Here is a 17417-nt window from a genome sequence, read left to right on the forward strand (position 1 = left end):
CCCTCGCCTCCCCTACATGCCGGCGATGCGGGCGGCGATCTGGCGCATGAAGCCCGACATCAGGGCCCCCATCAGCGGCAGGAAGATCAGCAGGGAGACAAAGATCGCCACGATCTTGGGTGCATAGACCAGGGTGGCTTCCTGGATCTGGGTCAGGGCCTGGAACAGACCGATGGCCACGCCGACGACAAGGCCGACGATCAGCACAGGCGCGCAGAGCTGAAGGGTCAGCCAGATCGCATCGCGACCGACATCCAGAACTTCGGCACCGGTCATCCAGAAGCCTCACTCGCGCGCCCGGACCGGGCAGGGAATCGAGGGCTCAGAATGCCGCGAGTATGGTTAACAGGGCGTTAGGGGTTGGCCGCGGAGCGGGGATCGGGGCCGGTCAAGCCAATGCGCTGCCGAGGCCAGGGGCCCGGAAATCCGGTCATCCCACTGTGGCGTGGAAGACCGGAGCCATCGGGCCTGCCTAGCGGATCCGGATCCGCACCGGAACCTGGATGTAGGACCCGGCCCGGCTCTTGCCGTCAGGACCCAGCAGGTCGACCTGGAACTGGGAGGCCATCTTCAGGGCGGCGTCGCCGACGCCCAGTTCCGGTGAGCTTTCGCCCTCGACGGTGCAGGCGGTCAGATGGCCATCGTCCGTGACCAGGCAGTTCAGAATGGCGACGGCTTCGCGCGGCTGGGACGCCGGGATCAGCAGGTCCGGATCGGCCTTGGCCGGCGCAGAATTGGAAAGAGCAGCGGCGAGAACAAGCGAAGCAATCACGATTTCGTCCCTATAAGTCCTGGCCGGTCCCGCCGCCCTCGCGACGCGCCGACCCTTGTTTCGACGAGGCGACCAGGTCGCCCCCTGTGTCCCGATCCGGGTCAGTGAGCGTGAGCCGCCTTCAACCGTTGCAGTCCCTGTGCCGCCAGATCGGTCAGGGACCTCAGGCCAAGCTCGGAGAAGACGTCAAAGGCGCAGGCCAGGGCCACAGCCGCCCGGTCCAGCCGGCCGTCATCCCGGCCGGTGATCTCGACCCGAGCTTCATAGAGGCGGGCCAGGTTCATCTGGGCCACAGCCCAGGAGGCCGGATCGCGCGTCCCGGGCTGGGCCGAGAGTTCGGTCTTGAAGGCCAGTTCGGCCGCATCGAGCACCGCCAGGTCCGCCGTCAGTTCAGCGCAGCGCGCCAGGCTGAGGGCGCGGTTGTTGGCGACGATGGCGCGCAGGGCCAGGGCCGGCTGGACCTTCAGCACCTGGGTGGCACGGTCATAGCAATTGACCGCCTGCTCAAAGGCGCGTTCGGAGGTCGTGGCCTCCCCTACAGACTGCAGCCCCTGACCAAGCGCCGCCTGGGCACGAGCCCAGTCCATCGGACTATGTTCCATCGACAGCGGCTCCAGCGCCGCCGTCAGGGCCGCGACGCCGTCGGCGATCTGAGCCAGTTCGCCGTCCAGTTCGCCCAGCTGCACCAGGGCGGCACCGCGCAGGCCCTCCAGTCGCGACCAGGTCAGGGGCTCGAAATCGGGATCCAGCGCCGAGGCGGCAGCTGTGGCCTCGGTGATCGCCAACTGGGTCAGGGCGCGGTCCTTGAGGCGCGCACCGCAGGTCAGGATGAGTTCAATACGTGCCGCGCGCTGGTCGGCCAGCAGCAGGCGGGCGGAGCCGCCTTTCAGGCGCTTGGCGGCAGCCAGGGCTCGGAGTGGGGCGTCATAGGCCTGCACCGCAGCCAGGGCCCGATCAAGATTGTTCTCGGCCAGCCCGGCCCGGCCGTCGAGACCGGCGACCAGGGCCATGGCGAGGCCACAGCGCTGGCCCGGCGCTGTCCGCGCCAGGGTCAGGGCTGCTCCGGCCGCAGCATTCAGCCCCTCGTCACCGAACAGATCGGCCCCCAGAATGGCCAGGACAGCCTGCTCGCAGCGGGTTGTCGCCAGAGCCTCCAGGCGGCGCTCGCTCTCGAAAATCTTGCCGGCGGCCTCGGCATGAGAGGCGGCCTTGCGCAGGGCGGCGGCATCGCCGGAGCGACGGGCCAGTTCGCGCCAGGTGACCGCCGCTTCCAGCAGGCGTGCGCCGCGATCGCGGGTCCCGATCCGGCCCGCCGCAACATCGGCCGAACGCGCCTCATTGGTCAGCAGGCGAATGTCGAGGAGTTCAAGCAGCGAGGTGTCGCCACCGGTGAGGCCCTCGCGATGGCCCGTCGCCCGGGACTCCGAACCGGCATCGACGCCGAAGAGACGTTTCAGATCACGACCGAACTCGAACATCGACGCGCATCCCCGTACACGGACCGTCCCACACCGGGACGTCCGGCAAGGGTTCAACGCGTTAGGAGCAAAGCCGGAGCCAACGAACTTAACAAGTGGTTAATAGGTGTTTACAGGCCGTTAACCATAAATAGTCGGGGACTATCGGCAAATCGGCACCATGCAGGCTGTTTTTGGCATTATTGCGCCAAAATGGCACAAATCTTGCTTAAGCCACCTTACCCTGCCCCTTGACCAACCATCGATATTCGAATCCTGTTCATGATGGTGAAAATGACGTTAACCATGAGTTTTAAGGCCTCGTTTACTTTTTGTTCCAGCCTGGCGGCTCCGACCTGGCTCCCCTGCCCCGCGAAACAGGCTAGAATTCCGGACAACCTGCCAGGGAGCTCGTCATGACCATCCTTTTATGGACCGCCAGCCTGTGCCGTCCCGATCCTGGCTATGGCGGCTGGTCCTTTGTCCGGCGCGCCGAGGGCCTGACCGGACCCGAGGCCATCAAGGGTGCAGCCGGCGGCGAGCGACGCACGACCCGCGCTAGGATGTCCCTCACCGCCCTGACCGAGGCCCTGGCCAGCCTGGCAGATCAGCCCGCCGACACCGCGGTGACCCTCTATCTCGATGACCCGGCTCTGCCGTCCGAACTGGTCAGCGCCGACGGGGCCTATGCCACTGCCGAATCCGAGGCCTGGGTGGCCGCGCGCGCAGCGGTCGCGGCGCGCCCCGTCCTGACCCTCGCGCCCCTGACGACCGAGGAGCCGTCCGCCGGTTTTCTGTCCGCCTGGGCCGATTTCGGGCTCGACACGGCCAAGACCCGCGGCAGTTTCAAGGCCGCTATCCCCAAGCCCAACCTGCTGAAGTTCCCGGGTTAGGGGGGCGACGAACCGGACTTCAGCATCGTGATCTCGGCCTCAAGACTGACCACGCGCTGCTGCAATGTCCCCACCCGTTCGGCCAAGGCGACCTCTTGAGCACGGCTGGCCCAGAACCGGGTGACGATGGCGCTGGTCACGGCCTGCCTTATCGCGTCCTGCCCGGCCGGAGTGGCGATCAGGGCCGCATAGTGGGCTGCCTCAGCAACCCGACGCTCCATCGGCCAGTCACGGCGGAGCGAGGCCGCGAAGTGGACCGATGTGACCGACTGCCGTGTTCCGGCCGTGATGCCAGGCGCGGCCAGAAACTTCCGCCACATGGCAAGGTCGGTCCAAAGCCCTTCCGGAGCCGGAGACCAGCCGACCGCGAGAGCGCGATAGGCCTCAAGCCGGTAGCCTGCAGCACTTGGCCCGAAGAGGTTGAAATCCTTTTCGCACATGAGTCGACGCAGGCCTTCGAGCGAAAGATCACCGGCCGTAGACGACAGGGTCCCATCGGCCTCGACCGTGGCATGGGTCAGATTGCCGAACCCGACCTTCTCAAGCAGCAGGCCCATCTCAGTCAGATGGTTGGGCAACCACTGATCATCATCACCGATCTGGCAGACAAAGCGGCCCCGGGCCTGTTCCAGAACGGTATGGCGATGGGCTTCGCCGTGGCGTTCCCCCTTGGGAAAATCAAACACCCGAATCCGGTGGTCGGCCACCGCCATTCGCCTGGCTGCAGCCAGGGTCTCCCGCGGGGCACCGTCACTGATGATCATCAGTTCAAACCTGGACTCGGACTGAGCCTGCACGGACGCGACCGCAAAGGGTAGCAGGTCGGGCGGACGCACAACGGGCAGCAGGATCGTGAACAGGGGCTCGTCCATGCTAGGCCCTCCCGGCGCTCAAGATGGCCTCGATTTCGGTCAGTCGTTCGACAATTAGGAGGCCTTCGGCGGCCGAGCTCATCGGGGCCGGACCCTGGCCGGCGACAAAGTCCAGAAAGCGATCCAGTTCCGCCCTCAGGGGCATGACGTCGCTGGTCATTCGAATGCGTTCCTGCGCCGCCGGATCGCCGGGGGCACCGTCTCGAATGAAGAGGCGCTCTTCATAACCATCCCGAAGCTCCAGACAGCCCCGACTCCCGATGACCAGGCATCGCCGACGGTGCTCCGGACTGGCAATGCCGATATCCAGCATCACATTGGGCAGGCCTGGTCCGCCCAGGTGTGCCGTCATGCCAAGATCAGCCCGCCCGTCTGCCGCCGGGAACGCGGCAATCACCGGTGGAATCCGACCCGTAAGATGCAGGACGATCGAAAGATCATGCGGAGCCAGGATCCAAAGCGCACTCACGTCCCTGTGCGGGTTAGACCAGCCTTGGCGGATCAGGTTGATGCCGAGGACGTCACCAATATTTCCGGCGGCGATTTCTTCGCGCATGGCTTCGATCACGGGATGGTAGCGCCACTTGTCCATGACGAAGAGCCGCTCACCGGCTTGCTCGACCAGACGACGCGCCCTCGCGAGGTCATTGGCCATCGGCTTTTCGACAAACAGGGGCTTGCCGGTGCCGACAAGACCCTCCAGCACATCAGCATGGGTGGCGGTGGGCGTCGCGACCACATAGCCATCCATCTCGGGCAGTTCGGCAGCGTCGTCGACAATGCCGTTCGCGCCGCCCGCCATCGCGCGGTCCCGGGATTCAGCGCCACGCACCGCCACATGAACCTCGACGCCGGCAGCCTTCAGGTCGCGAAGGATGTGGCGCCCCCAACGGCCGCAACCGACCAGTCCGATCCGCATCATTGGTCCAGGGGCAGAAGGGAGAACCGCGCCAGCATGTCCTTGTAAGAACCGGCGGCCGCATCCTTCGGCGACAGAAAGGGATCTGTGCAGGGCCAGTCGAATCCAAGGTCCGGGTCGTTCCAGCGGCAGATCGACTCTTCCGGTCGGACAAAATGGGCCGTGACCCCGTAGACGTGCGTACTGGGCTTGGTGAAGCAAAACCCATGCGAGACGCCGGGCGGGATGACTACAATATGCGGGTCTTCGCCTGTCACCCTCACCGTAGTGGCCCAGCCGAAGGACGGGGATCCGACCCGGCTGTCACGCAGCCCCAGGACCATCTCGCCTGCGATGATGATCAGATAGTCATAGTGGTCGGCATGGGTGTGCACGCCCCGCAGGGTATTGGGGACCGAGTTCACCAAATTCCACTGCAGTGGCCGAGGCCCAAAACCCCATTCTTCCCGATAGAATTCGGCAAATGTGCCGCGTTGGTCTTCATGAACGCGGAGTGGTGCCAGGAGTAGGCCGCCGGGCAGGTCAGCGCCGGTTGACAAGAAGCTTCTGACAGTAGGAATCTGAGTTGGCATGGCTCAAACCTAGCGGTTCTTCAGGCCTTCAGCCAGCCTCGGAGCCTCGCTGAGACGATGGAATTCCACCTTAACGCGAAAACTAGTCCGAGGCCGGATCGTGTAGGCCCCGCCCCTATCCCCGTTCGCGCGTCCGGTCGAACCGCACCTTTGGGAAACGTTCGGCGACATAGCCAATTTCCCAGGACGACTTGCCGAGGAACACCGGCTGGTCGTCGATGTCGGTAGCCATGGCGGTCTTGTGCTTGTCCTGGAAGTCCTCGACATCGGTGCGCGCCCCGCTGATCCAGCGGGCCTCGGCATAGGGGCTGGGCTCGAACATCACGTCGAGCGCATACTCGCCTCCCAGCCGGTCGGCCATGACCTCGAACTGCAGCTGACCCACGGCCCCGACGATGAAGTCGGAACTTCCGAGCATGGGACGGAACAACTGGGTGACGCCCTCCTCAGCCAGCCCCTCCAGCGCCTTTTTCAGGTGCTTGGCCTTCAGCGGATCCTTGACCCGCACCCGGCGCAGGATTTCCGGGGCGAAGTTGGGCAGGCCGGCAAAGCGCAGCAGACCGCTTTCCGACAGGCTGTCGCCCACCCGCAGCACGCCGTGGTTGGGAATGCCGATCACGTCGCCGGCGTAGGCGTCCTCGGCCAGCTCGCGGTCGGACGCGAAGAACATCACCGGCGCATTGACGCTCATCGACTTGCCGGTGTTCTGGGCCTTCAGCTTCATGCCGCGCGTGAAGCGGCCGCTGGTCAGACGCAGGAAGGCGATCCTGTCGCGGTGATTGGGGTCCATATTGGCCTGGACCTTGAAGACGAAGCCCGAAACCTCACCGTCACCGGGCGCGACATGGGTCTCGGCACCATTGCGCACGGCCTTGGCCGGATGCGGCGCGGGCGCGTAGGCCCCGATGCCGGCCAGCAGTTCAGCCACGCCGAAATGGCGCAGGGCCGAGCCGAAGAACACCGGGGTCATGTGGCCTTCCAGGAAGCTCTGGACGTCGAACGGCTTGGCGGCCTCGGACACCAGCATGGCTCCCTCCTCGACTTCGGCCTGTTCCTCCGGGTCAAGGAAGCGGCTGATGGCGTTGGAGTTGATGGCCACCGGATCGGGATGGCCTTCATCGTCATTGGAGCTTTTCTTGGCATAGGGAATGAAGGTCTGCTTGCGCAGGTCCAGCATGCCCTTGAAGCGGCCGCCTGATCCGGCCGGCCAGAACAGCGGTGCCGGATCGAGAGCCAGCTTGGACGAGACCTCATCCAGGAGTTCGAACGGATCCTGGGCCTCGCGGTCCATCTTGTTGATGAAGGTGATGATCGGGATGTCGCGCAGGCGGCACACCTCAAACAGCTTCAGGGTCTGGGGTTCGATACCCTTGGCGGCGTCCAGCACCATGATTGCCGCATCGGCGGCGGTCAGGGTGCGGTAGGTGTCTTCCGAGAAGTCTTCGTGGCCCGGCGTATCGAGCAGGTTGAACATCAGACCGTCGTGGTCGAACGTCATCACCGAGGCCGACACCGAGATGCCGCGCTCGCGCTCGATCTTCATCCAGTCCGACTGGGTACGGCGGGTCTGGCCGCGCGCGCGCACCGCGCCGGCCGCGCGGATGGCCCCACCGGCCAGCAGCAGGTTTTCCGTCAGGGTGGTCTTGCCGGCGTCAGGGTGACTGATGATGGCGAAGGTGCGCCGACGGGCGGCTTGAAACACCGGGGACAGGGGCGTGGCAGGAGAAGTGCTCATCCGGGGGACCTATCGCTCCGCGCCCTTTTTGTCACCTTCGGCCTTCAGGCAGGCGACCAAAATGCCCTGCTGGTCCGACTCGATGGCCTCAGGCTCTCACCCGTCACAGGCACGCCGCCTCGACAGAGGCGCGCTGGACGATGGACATGACGGGGAGCTCTGAAAGGGTGCGGCTAGGCCGCCAGTCGACGCCAGACCTGGCGATCGGCCTCGACATTGGTCAGGAAGCCTTCCTTCTGACGGGTCAGGAGCGCGCCCATCACATCAAGGCCAAGCTGGGCATAGCGCAATTGCACCATGCTGGGCAGGCAGCCACGGCCAGGGGCGATGAACAGGGCCGCATTGACTTCCGGAGCCTTGGAAATGATCAGCGAGGCCAGACGCTTGGCCCGCTCCGGGTCCTTCCGGTGCAGCAAGGGCTCCTCGGCATACAGTTCACGGCCCAGCTCACCGACATAGCTCAGGGTGAGCTTCGAAAAACGATCGCGCGGCACCGGCGGCGCAAGTTCGCTCGCATCGAAGCTGAAAACGACATCGTTCATCAAAAAAAGCATGGTGGAGCGGCGTTGATCTCTGTTGCGACGGGACGCCCAGAGATTGCACCGGTCGGGCTTTAAGTCTGGTTTAGGAGCGCGGTTAACGGAACTTAGGCCTAAAGCCGGTGCCCTGGCGCAGGCGGCGGGACCGCTTTGTCCCGACTAGGCTTCCACCGTCTCGGTCAGAAAGTGGCGTCCGTCGCGGTCCTCGATCTCGATCACCCAGATGTCGGGATCGATCCGTGCCGCCCTTTCGGCATAGGCATCCAGATCGGGTTCGAAATCCGACTTGATCGGCTGCATCCAGAAGCGTTCGCCGTCGCCACGCGTGGCCTCGGCGAACAGGCGGGCCCTGTTCTCGCGGCGATCGACGGCCTTGACCAGCACCGCCCCGGCCCGGGCATCGCCCTTGCGCGCCACGGTGGCGAAAGCCCCCGCCAGTTCAGCCCGGCGGATCAGCGCGCTGACCCAGATATCCGTCGAAAGGAGCATGCTAACCGAACCGCAATACCGAGGCCGCTAGGTTCGGCCCTTCAAGTCGGCAAGCATACGAGAAACGACGCGGATGACGTACCCCAAAGGTCGATGGGCGCAATGGACGGGACTGGTGATCGGCGGAACGGTCGCGCTCTTCCCCGGCATCCTGTTCGCCGCTAATGCCGCGGATCAGCTCTATGAACGGACCCTGATGACGGCCGCCGACGGCCGGTGCCGTCTGTTTGCCCCCGCCATCGGCTCGGCCCTGGACGCCGCGCGGGCCCAGGCACGCGGTGCGACCCTCAGGTCCGGGGCCACCCAGGCCCAGGTCGAGGCCCTGGAAGGCCGCGCCCGGTCCAAGGCCGCCGCTGCCGCCTGCAATTCCAAGGACCTGACCACCGCCGCCGAACGGGTGCGCGGAGCCTTTGAAGCCTATGCCACCCTGCAGAAGATGACCTATCCGGGCGACGTGGCCAGCTGGCAGGCCGACCGGCCCGTCTCAGCAACCTTCCCGGTCTGGCGACTGTCGCAACCCAGCACCTTCGGCCCTGACCGGCTAATCTTCGGCCTGGCCGGCCGCGCCAAGGCGGTAATGGCCGTGGCCACCTTCGCAGACGGAGCCCAGCCCTATGCAGCCCGCCTGGTGATGCGCGATCCGGCCCGCACCCAGGGCCCCTATATCGACGCCCGTGGCGGCCGGAGCCTGTCAGCCAAGGTCGCGCCGCGTTCGGCCAGCCAGGTGTTCAATGCCGAGACCCGCGACGAAGCGGCCCTGACCCTGCTGCCGACCGGGGCCAAGACCGGGATGGGTTTCCGCTTCCCGATGGCGGCGGCAGAAGCCCTGTCTCTGCTCGACCCGCGCGAGGCCGTGATCCTGGAGTTCACCTTCGCCGGCCGCAATGGCGGCGATCTGGTGCGCAAGGCCTATGTCGAGGTCGGGGACTTCGCGGCGGGCCGGGCGTTCTTGCGTTAGGTCTGGCGCGGCCGTTACGCGACCATCGCCCCCCCCTAGCGCGGCGAAAACGCAATCACATTGTCGCCGAGGCTGGTTGGCGGCTCGGGGTTCGGCGGCGTGTCCGTGGGCTCCGGTCCGGACGGCGGCTCGGACGGTGGGGTCGGGGCTTTCAGAGGTGCCAGAAGTACCGGCAGGCGCACAGAGACGCTGGTGCCCGCGCCCATCCGACTTTCGATATGCATCTCGCCGCCATGCAGCTTGGCAAAGGCGCGAACCAGAGACAGTCCAAGCCCCGTGCCCTTGGCTCGCTGATCAGCGCCACCGGCCTGCTCATAGGGACGGCCCAGGCGTTCGAGGTCTTCCGGACTGATGCCGACGCCGGTGTCGGCGACCACGATCTCGAGCACGCCGTCATAGCCGTCGGCCGTGACCGTCACCTGACCGCCGCGCGGCGTGAACTTCAGGGCGTTGGAAATCAGGTTCAGGACGATCTGCTTGAGCGCCCGGCGATCGGCATCGACCTCGAGATCATTGGGCGGCAGCACGCCGCGCAACTGCACCCCGGCTCCGTCAGCCTGGACGCGCATCAGCCGCATGGCCGCCGTCATCGCCTCACGGGCATCAAACACGCCCCGCTGCAGTTCGAAGCGCTCGGCCTCGATCTTGGACATGTCCAGCACGTCATTGATCAGGTCCAGCAGATGACCGCCGCTTTCGTGGATCAGTTCCGCGTACTCGCCGTACCGGTCGCTGAGCGGGCCGAACATCCGGGCGCGCATGATGTCGGAGAAGCCCATGATCGCATTCAGCGGCGTGCGAAGCTCATGACTCATATTGGCCAGGAACCGGGCGCGGCCGGCGGCCAGGGCCTCGGCATCGGCGCGGGCGCGGTCCAGATCGGTCTCTCGGGTCCGCTCGACGGTCACGTCGCGCAGCAGGCCGACCAGCATCACCGGCGACACGCGCTGCAGGTCGAGCGCGACAATCCTCTCGACGCCCAGGGCCGGATTGAAGGTCAGGCTGATCTGGCCCTCGCGGAAGGCCCGGGCGATAGCCTCTCCAATCCGCTGGCGGTCATTGGGTGCGGCGGCAGCGGCCAGACCGCGCGTAGCGATGTCCGGCACCATCACCCCCGGCGGGGGCGTGCCGCGCACGTCGGTCACCCGCCCCTTGGTGGTCACGGCGATGGCCAGCTGCGGCAGGCCGTCCAGCATCACCTCGAGGGCGGCCAGTTCGGCAGTATGGCGGACGTCCCGCGCGCCGAAGCGGCGATGGCCGATCAGCAGGCCAGAGGCTAGGCCGAGGCCGGTAGTGGTCAGGGCCAGAAAGCCGAGAATGAAGGCCAGAGCCCCGGTCGGCGGGGTCGGTGTCAAACCAGCAAGTTGCGCCAGGGCCGCGACGCTGCCACCGATCAGAGAGAGAGCGGCACCTTCGGCCAGTCGACGCGACGAGACGAGGGTAGAGGCGGCCGCCACGGGGGCCAGACACCAGGCTGCCATGGCCCCGGAGACGCCGCCGGTCAGCATGGCTGCGGCAGATCCGCCCACCGCCCACAAAACCAGCAGAATCGACTGTATCCGGTCGTCCTCGCGCGGGGTCTCGCCCGAGACCGGCAGGGACAGAAGGGCTGGAGCCGCACCCGCCAGGAACGCTGCCCACACCGGCCAACTGAACTGGCCAGGCAGAAGGGCTGTCGCCAGCGCGGCCAGGGCGATCGCCGCCAGCCAGCCCAGACGCCACAGGCGCGCAGGTCCGAGGCCGCGCTTTGAGCGCGCAGTCCGCTTGTACGGGTCGGGCAGCAGTTCGAATTCCAAACCGAGCGACTCTTTCCATGCGGCACCCATCAGCGCCGTCTCCCAACCCTAACGCGCTTGAAGCCTTCCCTCCAGACCACTCAATCGTCGAGCGATCCTCGCCGGTGCCCGGCCTGTGGACGGAAACGGAATCGTAAGCGCCTGCCCGGTAAGGTTACGACTGCGCCAGAGCGGACAGAAGGTCCGGGAGCCTATCGCATGCCTGAACCGGCGTCCCTCGACGCATCACCCGACTATGACGCCAAGGCCGAGCGACGCGCTGCGGCTCACAGGCGTCGTCGGGCTGCGCTGGACGACCGCAAGCGCTCGTTTCTGCGTATGGTCAGCCATGAACTCCGCACGCCCCTGAATGCCGTGATCGGCTTTTCCGAGATCCTGTCCCGCGAGCTCTATGGTCCCCTCGGCGCGCCCCAGTACCGGGAATATGCGGAGATCGTCCATGACAGCGGCCTGAAGCTGCTGAAGCTGGTCAATCAGATCGTCGAAATTGCCCGGCTCGAGGGCCATGTCACCGACCTCGACCTTGCGCCCGAAGGCCTGGATGAGGCCATTGAGGACGTTGTCGAACAGTACAAAACCGAGAGCGCCCAGCGTCAGGTCACTGTCACTGTTCCAGGGGTAGGAACCCTGCCGACGGTCATGGCCGACAGCCGCGGCCTGCGCACCCTGTTGGGCAATCTGCTGCAGAACGCCATCCATCATTCGCCGGCAGGGGGCGAGGTCTGCATCTACGCCCAGGCCCTGCCAGGCGGCCTGGTCGAGATCGCTCTGGTCGATCAGGGTCCGGGTGTCGAGCCTGAAGAATTGCCACGTCTGCTGCGCCCCTTCGAACAGGGTGGCACCACCCTGACCCGAACCAGCGAGGGTGCAGGCCTTGGCCTGCCGATCGTCGATCTTCTGTCCCGGGCCATGGGTGGCGGATTGCGTCTGACCTCGCGTCCCGGAGCCGGCCTGACGGCACAGGTCACGCTCGCCGAAGCCTGACGCTTGCCAGCGCCCCGCCGCGCGCCTAAGTGGCGGCCATGACACGCCCCATCGACGCCGCTCTCGCAGAACTCGCCGACGAGTTCGAACTGCTGGGCGACTGGGAAGAACGCTATCGCTATGTGATCGAACTGGGGCGGGACCTGGCCCCGCTCAGCGACGCAGAACGGTCAGACAGCAACAAGGTTCTCGGCTGCGCCAGCCAGGTCTGGCTGGTGACCGAGCCCCGGGATGGCGGGATCATCGACTTCCGCGGCGACAGCGACGCCCATATCGTCAGCGGACTGATCGCCATCCTTTTGCGGCTCTATTCAGGCCAGCCCGCGGACGTCATTGCCAGCTTCGACGCCAAGGCGGCCCTGGACAGGCTGGGCCTGTCGGAAGCCCTGTCTTCCCAGCGGTCGAACGGGCTGAAGTCCATGGTCGCCCGCATCCAGCGCGATGCCCAGGCCGTTCTGGGCCAGGGTGCCCGCGGTTAGGCTCCCTAGAAGAACCCCGCTCGATTGCCGATGAACAGGATCGCCACCACCACCAGGAGAAGCTGGATGATCCAGTTCACGGGCGAGGGAATGGGCGACCGCTGAACGACGTAAAGGGCCAGTCCCAGCAGGACCAGGACGACGATGATGATGATCAGGATACTCATGCCAGCTTAACCGCCCGGGTTCCGGTTGGTTCCACGGCCCGCTTGAGGCCGAAGCGGGAAGCGCCTATGGCCTCGCGCAGATGACGTCCGATCCCAAAGCCTTCCGCGTCGCCGCGCTTTACCGGTTCACGCCTTTCGACGAGCCAGCCGCCCTGCAGGGACCGCTGGCAAAGGCCTGCTGCGCCGTCGGCGTCAGGGGCACGCTTCTACTGGCCCGAGAGGGGATCAACGGCACGATCGCCGGCACCGACGCAGCCATCCGGTCCGTACTGGACCATATCCGTGCCCTCCCCGGCTGCAGCGATCTGGAGCCCAAGACCGCCTGGGCCGAGACCATGCCCTTTCATCGCATGAAGGTGCGACTGAAGAAGGAGATCGTCACCCTGGGCTTGCCGGACCTCGATCCCGCGAGCCATGCCGGGACCTATGTCGAGCCCGCCGACTGGAACCGGCTGATCGCCGATCCCGAGGTCCTGGTGATCGACACCCGCAATGACTACGAAGTGGCCATCGGTGCCTTCGAACGGGCCGTGGACCCCAGGACCACCAGCTTCTCGGCCTTTCCCGACTGGTTTCGCAGCTACCGCGCCGGGCTGGAGGCCCAGCGGGGTCCGAACGCCCCACCGCTGAAGGTGGCCATGTACTGCACGGGCGGCATTCGCTGCGAGAAGTCGACTGCCTTCCTGAAGTCAGAAGGCATTGCGGATGTCTTCCACCTGCGGGGCGGGATCCTCGACTATCTGGAGCAGGTCCCCGAGGCCGAAAGCCTGTGGCGCGGCGAGTGCTTCGTGTTCGATGAGCGGGTGGCCGTCGGCCACGGCCTGTCGCCGGGAACCCACGACCTCTGTCGCGGCTGCCGTCGTCCGGTCAGCCCGGAGCAGAAGACCTCCGCGCTCTATGTCGAGGGCGTCGCCTGCCCCGCCTGCCATGACCAGCGCGACGACGCCAGCAAGGCCCGCTATGCCGAACGCCATCGTCAGGTCGCCCGGGCGCGGGATCTGGGCATTGCCCATGTCGGTGCCAGGCTGGACACAAGCGAGGACTGACAGGGCCGAGGGATCGCCTGGTGCGCCCCGGCGTTAAGGCAGGCAATCGTAGCCAGGAGCCTCCCCATGTCCCATACCAACGAAGACCATATCAAGCTCGTCAACAGCCTGGTCGAGACCACCATCGACAGCGCCGAAGGCTATGCCGAAGCGGCCAAGGATGCCGAAAGCGCGCGGTACAAGACACTGTTCCAAGACCGGGCGCAGGAGCGTCGCACCGTGGCCACCGCGCTGCAGGACGAGGTCCGCCGGCTCGGCGGCGAACCCAAGGATGACGGCACGATACTCGCCGCAGCCCATCGGGTTTTCGTCAATCTGCGCGACAGCCTCTCCAAGGGTGACGACGCCGTGATCAACGAGGTCGAGTCCGGAGAGGACTTCATCAAGTCCCGGTACGAAAAGGCCATGAAGGACACCGATGTCGACATCCACACCCGGGCGGTGATCCAGAAGGCCTGGGCCTCGGTGAAGTCGGGCCATGACCAGATGCGCGACATCAAGCACATGCTGAAGCACTGACGACCTGCGCGCGGCGGGATCAAGGGGTCCCGCTGCCCTGCAGGCCTTGTCAGCCAGACCTGCTGAAGCGCCCAGGTCGGAAAGAGCTCAGGCCATGCGATAGTGGCTGACCAGCCGCTGCAGGGCCAGTTTGAGAACCGTCTTGCCTGCCCGCCTCGGCAGGCCCAGGGCACGCTCGGCGGCCTCCAGGGCGGTCCCGGCCAGACAGACATGCTCCAAAATCTCGCGCAGGCCAGGGCCCGCCGCTTCCAGCGCGGCCGCGATCCGGTCCTTGGCGGCCCGGGCCCGTTCGGCGGGTTCCAGGCCGGGACCACGCCCAGCGGACCGGGGCGTCGCGTCCCAGGACATGGTCAGACGGCCGACCGTTCCGGCGCGATGAAAGTCCTCGCGCAGCCGCTCACCCGCCGCCGCCTCGACCGGCGCGAGCCAGGGCCGTCCCTGCCCGTCGCGACGCCGGGCCAGCCAGGCCAGGGGCGACTCGCCCAGATTGGCCCGAAAGGCGGCACGGCCAACACCCGGCTCCTCAAGCAGCTTCTCGCCCTCAATGATCCCAGGTCGCCCCGGCGGTGGCGCAGGACGGCCTAAGGGCGCGAAGACCAGGGTCCAGCCACCCTGGGCTCGGGGCTTCAAGGACGCCAACCGCACCAGCACCTCAAAGGCCGGCTCATCGATGACCAGCATCGGACGCCGCCGACGATTGGGTCCCAGTCGCACGGCATAGCCCAACGGTGCGGCCTCGATCACCGCGCCCGGCCGGGCAAGAAGCCGGGCCGCACGATGGGCCAGATGCTCGGTCGCCAGATCTGGGGCTCCGCTCATAGCGCGCCCTCCAGAACCCGACGCGGGGCCTGGCGGAGGCATTCCTCCAGTGCGGCCAGGCGGGCATCAAACCCGGCATCCTCGCGCAGATCCTCGATCCTGTGACAGGCATGGGCACAGGTTGTGCGGTCCCGGCCAAAGGCAAAAGCCACCCGGTTCAAGGGCCAGTGAAAGGTGACATGGGTCAGATAGATGGCGATCTGCCGCGCGCGCGACGCGGCCAAGCTGGTGCGCTTCTGGGCCGCGATATCCCCGGGCGAGACATCGGTCGCCAGGGCGACCAGATGGGTGACGAAGGCAACCGCGAGGCGGTCGCGGCGAGGATCGGGTGTGACCCCCAAGACCTCTTCGAGAGCAAGAACCAACATGGCGTCCTCAAATCTAATGGGCGATCATGCGACCACGACTCGATGTTAGGTTGAATTTCGTCGATGAGGATAATTTTCCTATCGTGACGCACAAGTAGGAAAATAAGCCGTTGAAAACCCTACGTCCGACTTTGTCCTATCCCCGTTCAACAACGGGGATAAGGTCGATGGCGCGATAGGTGGCGAGCATGGCTTTGCGCCATTCAGGGCCCGTCGCCGCGCCTTCGGCCCGCAGAGCCTGACAGGCCGCCAGAGCTGCGGCCTGTCCAGTGACAGGGTTTTCGGCCAGCAGATGGGACGGGCATCGGGCGCGCAGCGCCTCGACGAGCGCCGCCGGCGGAGCTTGGCCCTCCGCCAGCCACTGCTCGGACCTCTGGAACCCGTCACCACAGAGGCGCTCGAACATGGACTGCGAACCGGACTGCAGCCGGACATGTCCCTCGGGATTGATCCCGATCATGGGGAAGGCTGGAGCAAGGGACGGAAGCGCATGATTGGCGTAGATCCGCATGCCCCAGTAGGATCCGGCAATCCGCGCAAAATGAGGAACATCCTCGATCTCGGCGAACCCGGACTCCTGCACGGGCAAGATCTCGATCTTGGGCTTTTTGACATCAACCGTGTCGTTGGCGACGTCGATATAGAGCCCGCCGAACTGGAACGCGTTCTGAAAGTATTTCTCCCGCAGTGCGCCCCAAAGATGCCGCCCGGAACCTCCATTGCGGAGGAAGGCGCTGATGGCGCGCTCACCCGGGCCGACAGGGCGCGCGAGCCGCTTGCGCAAGCGTTCGGCGACATCTTGCGAGATCTCCCAGCAATAGCCGAGGGGATAGGGCTTGCCATAACGGCGGGCACCGTCTCGTCCGAGGGCCTGGTCGGTCTCGACGCGTAAAGACAGCAGGGCCTGCTCGATCTCAGCGATGGCCGGGATCAGAAAGCGGTCGGTCAGGGCGGATTCGCGAGGCGTAACCACTAGCGTAGTCAATGTCGTCTGCGGCAAGGGGGACTTCAATCTTCAAACCCGCTCGGGACGGCAGAGCAACACGCCCGGGTGTCGGGCAGACCTAGTTGGCGGGTAAAGCATCGAGGCCCAAAGACTGTCCAGCCGGAATAATCGCGCCGCGACAGGTGACCACGCGCCCTGCCAGGGCATGAGCCCGCGCCACGGCTGTCTCAATCGGCAATCCCGCAAGCCTCGCCGACAGATAGGCGGCATTGAAGCTGTCGCCCGCCCCTGTCGTGTCCAGTGCCTTCACTCGGGGTGGAGCCGGGGTGGCCGTGCGGCCCTCAGGCCTGTGGACATTGACCGCATGACTTTCGTCGCGGGCGACGACCTCGCCCCCACCTGCCGCCCACTGCGCGGCGAGGTCCTCGGCCTCTCGGCCGTAGAGCGGTCGCGTATCCTCGCTGCTGAGAGAGATGTAGCGACAGGCGGGAACCACGCCGTCCAGCGCCGCTCGGGCCGCCTCGGGACCGGGCCACAGGGCGGGGCGATAGTTGAAGTCGAGGGCCACGGCCACGCCCAGGGAATGGACATAGGCCAGGACGTCCTTCAGCCGCGCCCGGCCGATATCGCCGATGACCGCCAGGGTGACGCCGGACAGGTAGACAAGATCACTGGCCCTGGCCGCCTCGATCAACTGGTCGGCGGTATGTTCAGAAAACAGGTCGCGGATAGGGGCCCGTTCACGCCAGTAGTGGAACTTCCGCTCGCCGCTGTCGTCCAGGACGATGGCATAGAGGCCCGGCAGGCGATTGCTGACCTCACGGATCAGGCGGGTATCCAGCCCCTCGCGCCGCATGGCCGCCAGGACACCGTCACTGAAGGGATCACCCTGGCCCAGGGCCGTGCAATAGGCGACCTGATCACCGAGCCGGGCCATATAGACAGCAGTATTGAAGGTGTCGCCGGCAAAGCCCATCCGGTAGAGCGGCGCGCCGTCGCCCGACAGGCCGTCCGGCGACATCTCGACCATGCATTCGCCGAGCACTGTGATTTTGGCCATGACACCGGTTTCTCACTGGATCTGCGG

The 17417-nt window shown here is 66.0% G+C and carries 21 protein-coding genes; 6 read left to right on the top strand and 15 right to left on the bottom strand.

Features of this window, described 5'->3' with window-relative positions:
• Window positions 1-12: 12 nt before the first annotated feature.
• The 3 genes from fliQ to AQ619_RS12215 form a co-directional block, all read right to left on the bottom strand.
• Window positions 13-276, bottom strand: coding sequence for a flagellar biosynthesis protein FliQ (fliQ, locus tag AQ619_RS12205; RefSeq protein WP_062147885.1), 264 nt, complete (start codon window positions 274-276; stop codon window positions 13-15).
• A 196-nt stretch (window positions 277-472) separates the two neighbouring features.
• Window positions 473-772: a TonB family protein gene (locus AQ619_RS12210; RefSeq protein ID WP_062147888.1), complete on the bottom strand. Its 300-nt coding sequence runs from the start codon at window positions 770-772 to the stop codon at window positions 473-475.
• A gap of 101 nt (window positions 773-873) precedes the next feature.
• Window positions 874-2250 carry a hypothetical protein gene (locus tag AQ619_RS12215; protein WP_062147891.1) on the bottom strand — a complete coding sequence of 459 codons (1377 nt, stop codon included), beginning with the start codon at window positions 2248-2250 and terminating at the stop codon, window positions 874-876.
• A gap of 395 nt (window positions 2251-2645) precedes the next feature.
• On the opposite strand from AQ619_RS12215, the gene AQ619_RS12220 reads away from it, so the two are divergent.
• Entirely contained in the window at window positions 2646-3122 is a 477-nt protein-coding gene (locus AQ619_RS12220; RefSeq protein WP_062147895.1) for a ribonuclease HI, read from the top strand.
• Here the strand turns inward: AQ619_RS12220 and AQ619_RS12225 are convergent.
• The 6 genes from AQ619_RS12225 to AQ619_RS12250 form a co-directional block, all read right to left on the bottom strand.
• A complete protein-coding gene (locus AQ619_RS12225; RefSeq protein WP_062147898.1) occupies window positions 3119-3994 on the bottom strand; it encodes a glycosyltransferase family 2 protein in 876 nt (291 codons plus the stop codon). The genes AQ619_RS12220 and AQ619_RS12225 overlap by 4 nt on opposite strands.
• 1 nt (window position 3995) lies before the next feature.
• Window positions 3996-4913, bottom strand: coding sequence for a Gfo/Idh/MocA family protein (locus AQ619_RS12230; RefSeq protein ID WP_062147900.1), 918 nt, complete (start codon window positions 4911-4913; stop codon window positions 3996-3998).
• Window positions 4913-5485, bottom strand: coding sequence for a dTDP-4-dehydrorhamnose 3,5-epimerase family protein (locus AQ619_RS12235; RefSeq protein ID WP_084745965.1), 573 nt, complete (start codon window positions 5483-5485; stop codon window positions 4913-4915). Before AQ619_RS12235 ends, AQ619_RS12230 begins: the two co-directional genes overlap by 1 nt.
• Before the next feature lie 115 nt (window positions 5486-5600).
• Complete coding sequence (locus AQ619_RS12240; protein WP_062147906.1) at window positions 5601-7220, bottom strand: peptide chain release factor 3; 1620 nt, start codon at window positions 7218-7220, stop codon at window positions 5601-5603.
• Window positions 7221-7393: 173 nt separating this feature from the next.
• On the bottom strand, window positions 7394-7774 hold the full coding sequence (locus AQ619_RS12245) for a hypothetical protein (RefSeq protein ID WP_062147908.1): 381 nt from the start codon (window positions 7772-7774) through the stop codon (window positions 7394-7396).
• A gap of 144 nt (window positions 7775-7918) precedes the next feature.
• The gene (locus AQ619_RS12250) at window positions 7919-8248 is read right to left on the bottom strand and encodes a DUF1491 family protein (protein WP_062147911.1); all 330 of its coding nucleotides are present in this window, start codon (window positions 8246-8248) and stop codon (window positions 7919-7921) included.
• A 73-nt stretch (window positions 8249-8321) separates the two neighbouring features.
• On the opposite strand from AQ619_RS12250, the gene AQ619_RS12255 reads away from it, so the two are divergent.
• On the top strand, window positions 8322-9206 hold the full coding sequence (locus AQ619_RS12255; protein WP_062147914.1) for a hypothetical protein: 885 nt from the start codon (window positions 8322-8324) through the stop codon (window positions 9204-9206).
• 35 nt (window positions 9207-9241) lie between these two features.
• Here AQ619_RS12255 and AQ619_RS12260 read toward each other — a convergent pair whose 3' ends face one another.
• On the bottom strand, window positions 9242-11002 hold the full coding sequence (locus tag AQ619_RS12260; RefSeq protein ID WP_062147917.1) for a sensor histidine kinase: 1761 nt from the start codon (window positions 11000-11002) through the stop codon (window positions 9242-9244).
• 198 nt (window positions 11003-11200) lie between these two features.
• Here AQ619_RS12260 and AQ619_RS12265 point away from each other — a divergent pair, with 198 nt between their 5' ends.
• Window positions 11201-11986: a sensor histidine kinase gene (locus AQ619_RS12265; protein WP_062147920.1), complete on the top strand. Its 786-nt coding sequence runs from the start codon at window positions 11201-11203 to the stop codon at window positions 11984-11986.
• A gap of 38 nt (window positions 11987-12024) precedes the next feature.
• Window positions 12025-12465, top strand: coding sequence for a SufE family protein (locus AQ619_RS12270; RefSeq protein WP_062147922.1), 441 nt, complete (start codon window positions 12025-12027; stop codon window positions 12463-12465).
• Window positions 12466-12470: 5 nt separating this feature from the next.
• On the opposite strand, the gene AQ619_RS19105 is transcribed toward AQ619_RS12270, so the two are convergent.
• Complete coding sequence (locus AQ619_RS19105) at window positions 12471-12632, bottom strand: hypothetical protein (RefSeq protein WP_166504230.1); 162 nt, start codon at window positions 12630-12632, stop codon at window positions 12471-12473.
• Window positions 12633-12712: 80 nt separating this feature from the next.
• On the opposite strand from AQ619_RS19105, the gene trhO reads away from it, so the two are divergent.
• Together trhO and AQ619_RS12280 are read left to right on the top strand one after the other, a co-directional pair.
• Complete coding sequence (gene trhO, locus AQ619_RS12275; RefSeq protein ID WP_062147924.1) at window positions 12713-13678, top strand: oxygen-dependent tRNA uridine(34) hydroxylase TrhO; 966 nt, start codon at window positions 12713-12715, stop codon at window positions 13676-13678.
• Between the two features lie 66 nt (window positions 13679-13744).
• Window positions 13745-14197, top strand: a complete 453-nt coding sequence (locus AQ619_RS12280; RefSeq protein ID WP_062147928.1) for a PA2169 family four-helix-bundle protein — start codon at window positions 13745-13747, stop codon at window positions 14195-14197.
• An 87-nt stretch (window positions 14198-14284) separates the two neighbouring features.
• Here the strand turns inward: AQ619_RS12280 and AQ619_RS12285 are convergent, their stop codons facing one another.
• From AQ619_RS12285 to AQ619_RS12300, 4 genes are all read right to left on the bottom strand, one after another.
• Window positions 14285-15016 (bottom strand): DUF6456 domain-containing protein, encoded by a 732-nt coding sequence (locus AQ619_RS12285; protein WP_062147932.1) that lies wholly within the window; start codon window positions 15014-15016, stop codon window positions 14285-14287.
• A complete protein-coding gene (locus AQ619_RS12290) occupies window positions 15013-15384 on the bottom strand; it encodes a helix-turn-helix domain-containing protein (protein ID WP_062147935.1) in 372 nt (123 codons plus the stop codon). Before AQ619_RS12290 ends, AQ619_RS12285 begins: the two co-directional genes overlap by 4 nt.
• Before the next feature lie 136 nt (window positions 15385-15520).
• Window positions 15521-16357 carry a hypothetical protein gene (locus tag AQ619_RS12295; protein WP_062147939.1) on the bottom strand — a complete coding sequence of 279 codons (837 nt, stop codon included), beginning with the start codon at window positions 16355-16357 and terminating at the stop codon, window positions 15521-15523.
• 91 nt (window positions 16358-16448) lie between these two features.
• The gene (locus AQ619_RS12300) at window positions 16449-17390 is read right to left on the bottom strand and encodes a sugar kinase (protein ID WP_062147943.1); all 942 of its coding nucleotides are present in this window, start codon (window positions 17388-17390) and stop codon (window positions 16449-16451) included.
• Window positions 17391-17417 lie beyond the last annotated feature (27 nt).

The organism is Caulobacter henricii, from assembly GCF_001414055.1.
Lineage (GTDB): Bacteria > Pseudomonadota > Alphaproteobacteria > Caulobacterales > Caulobacteraceae > Caulobacter > Caulobacter henricii.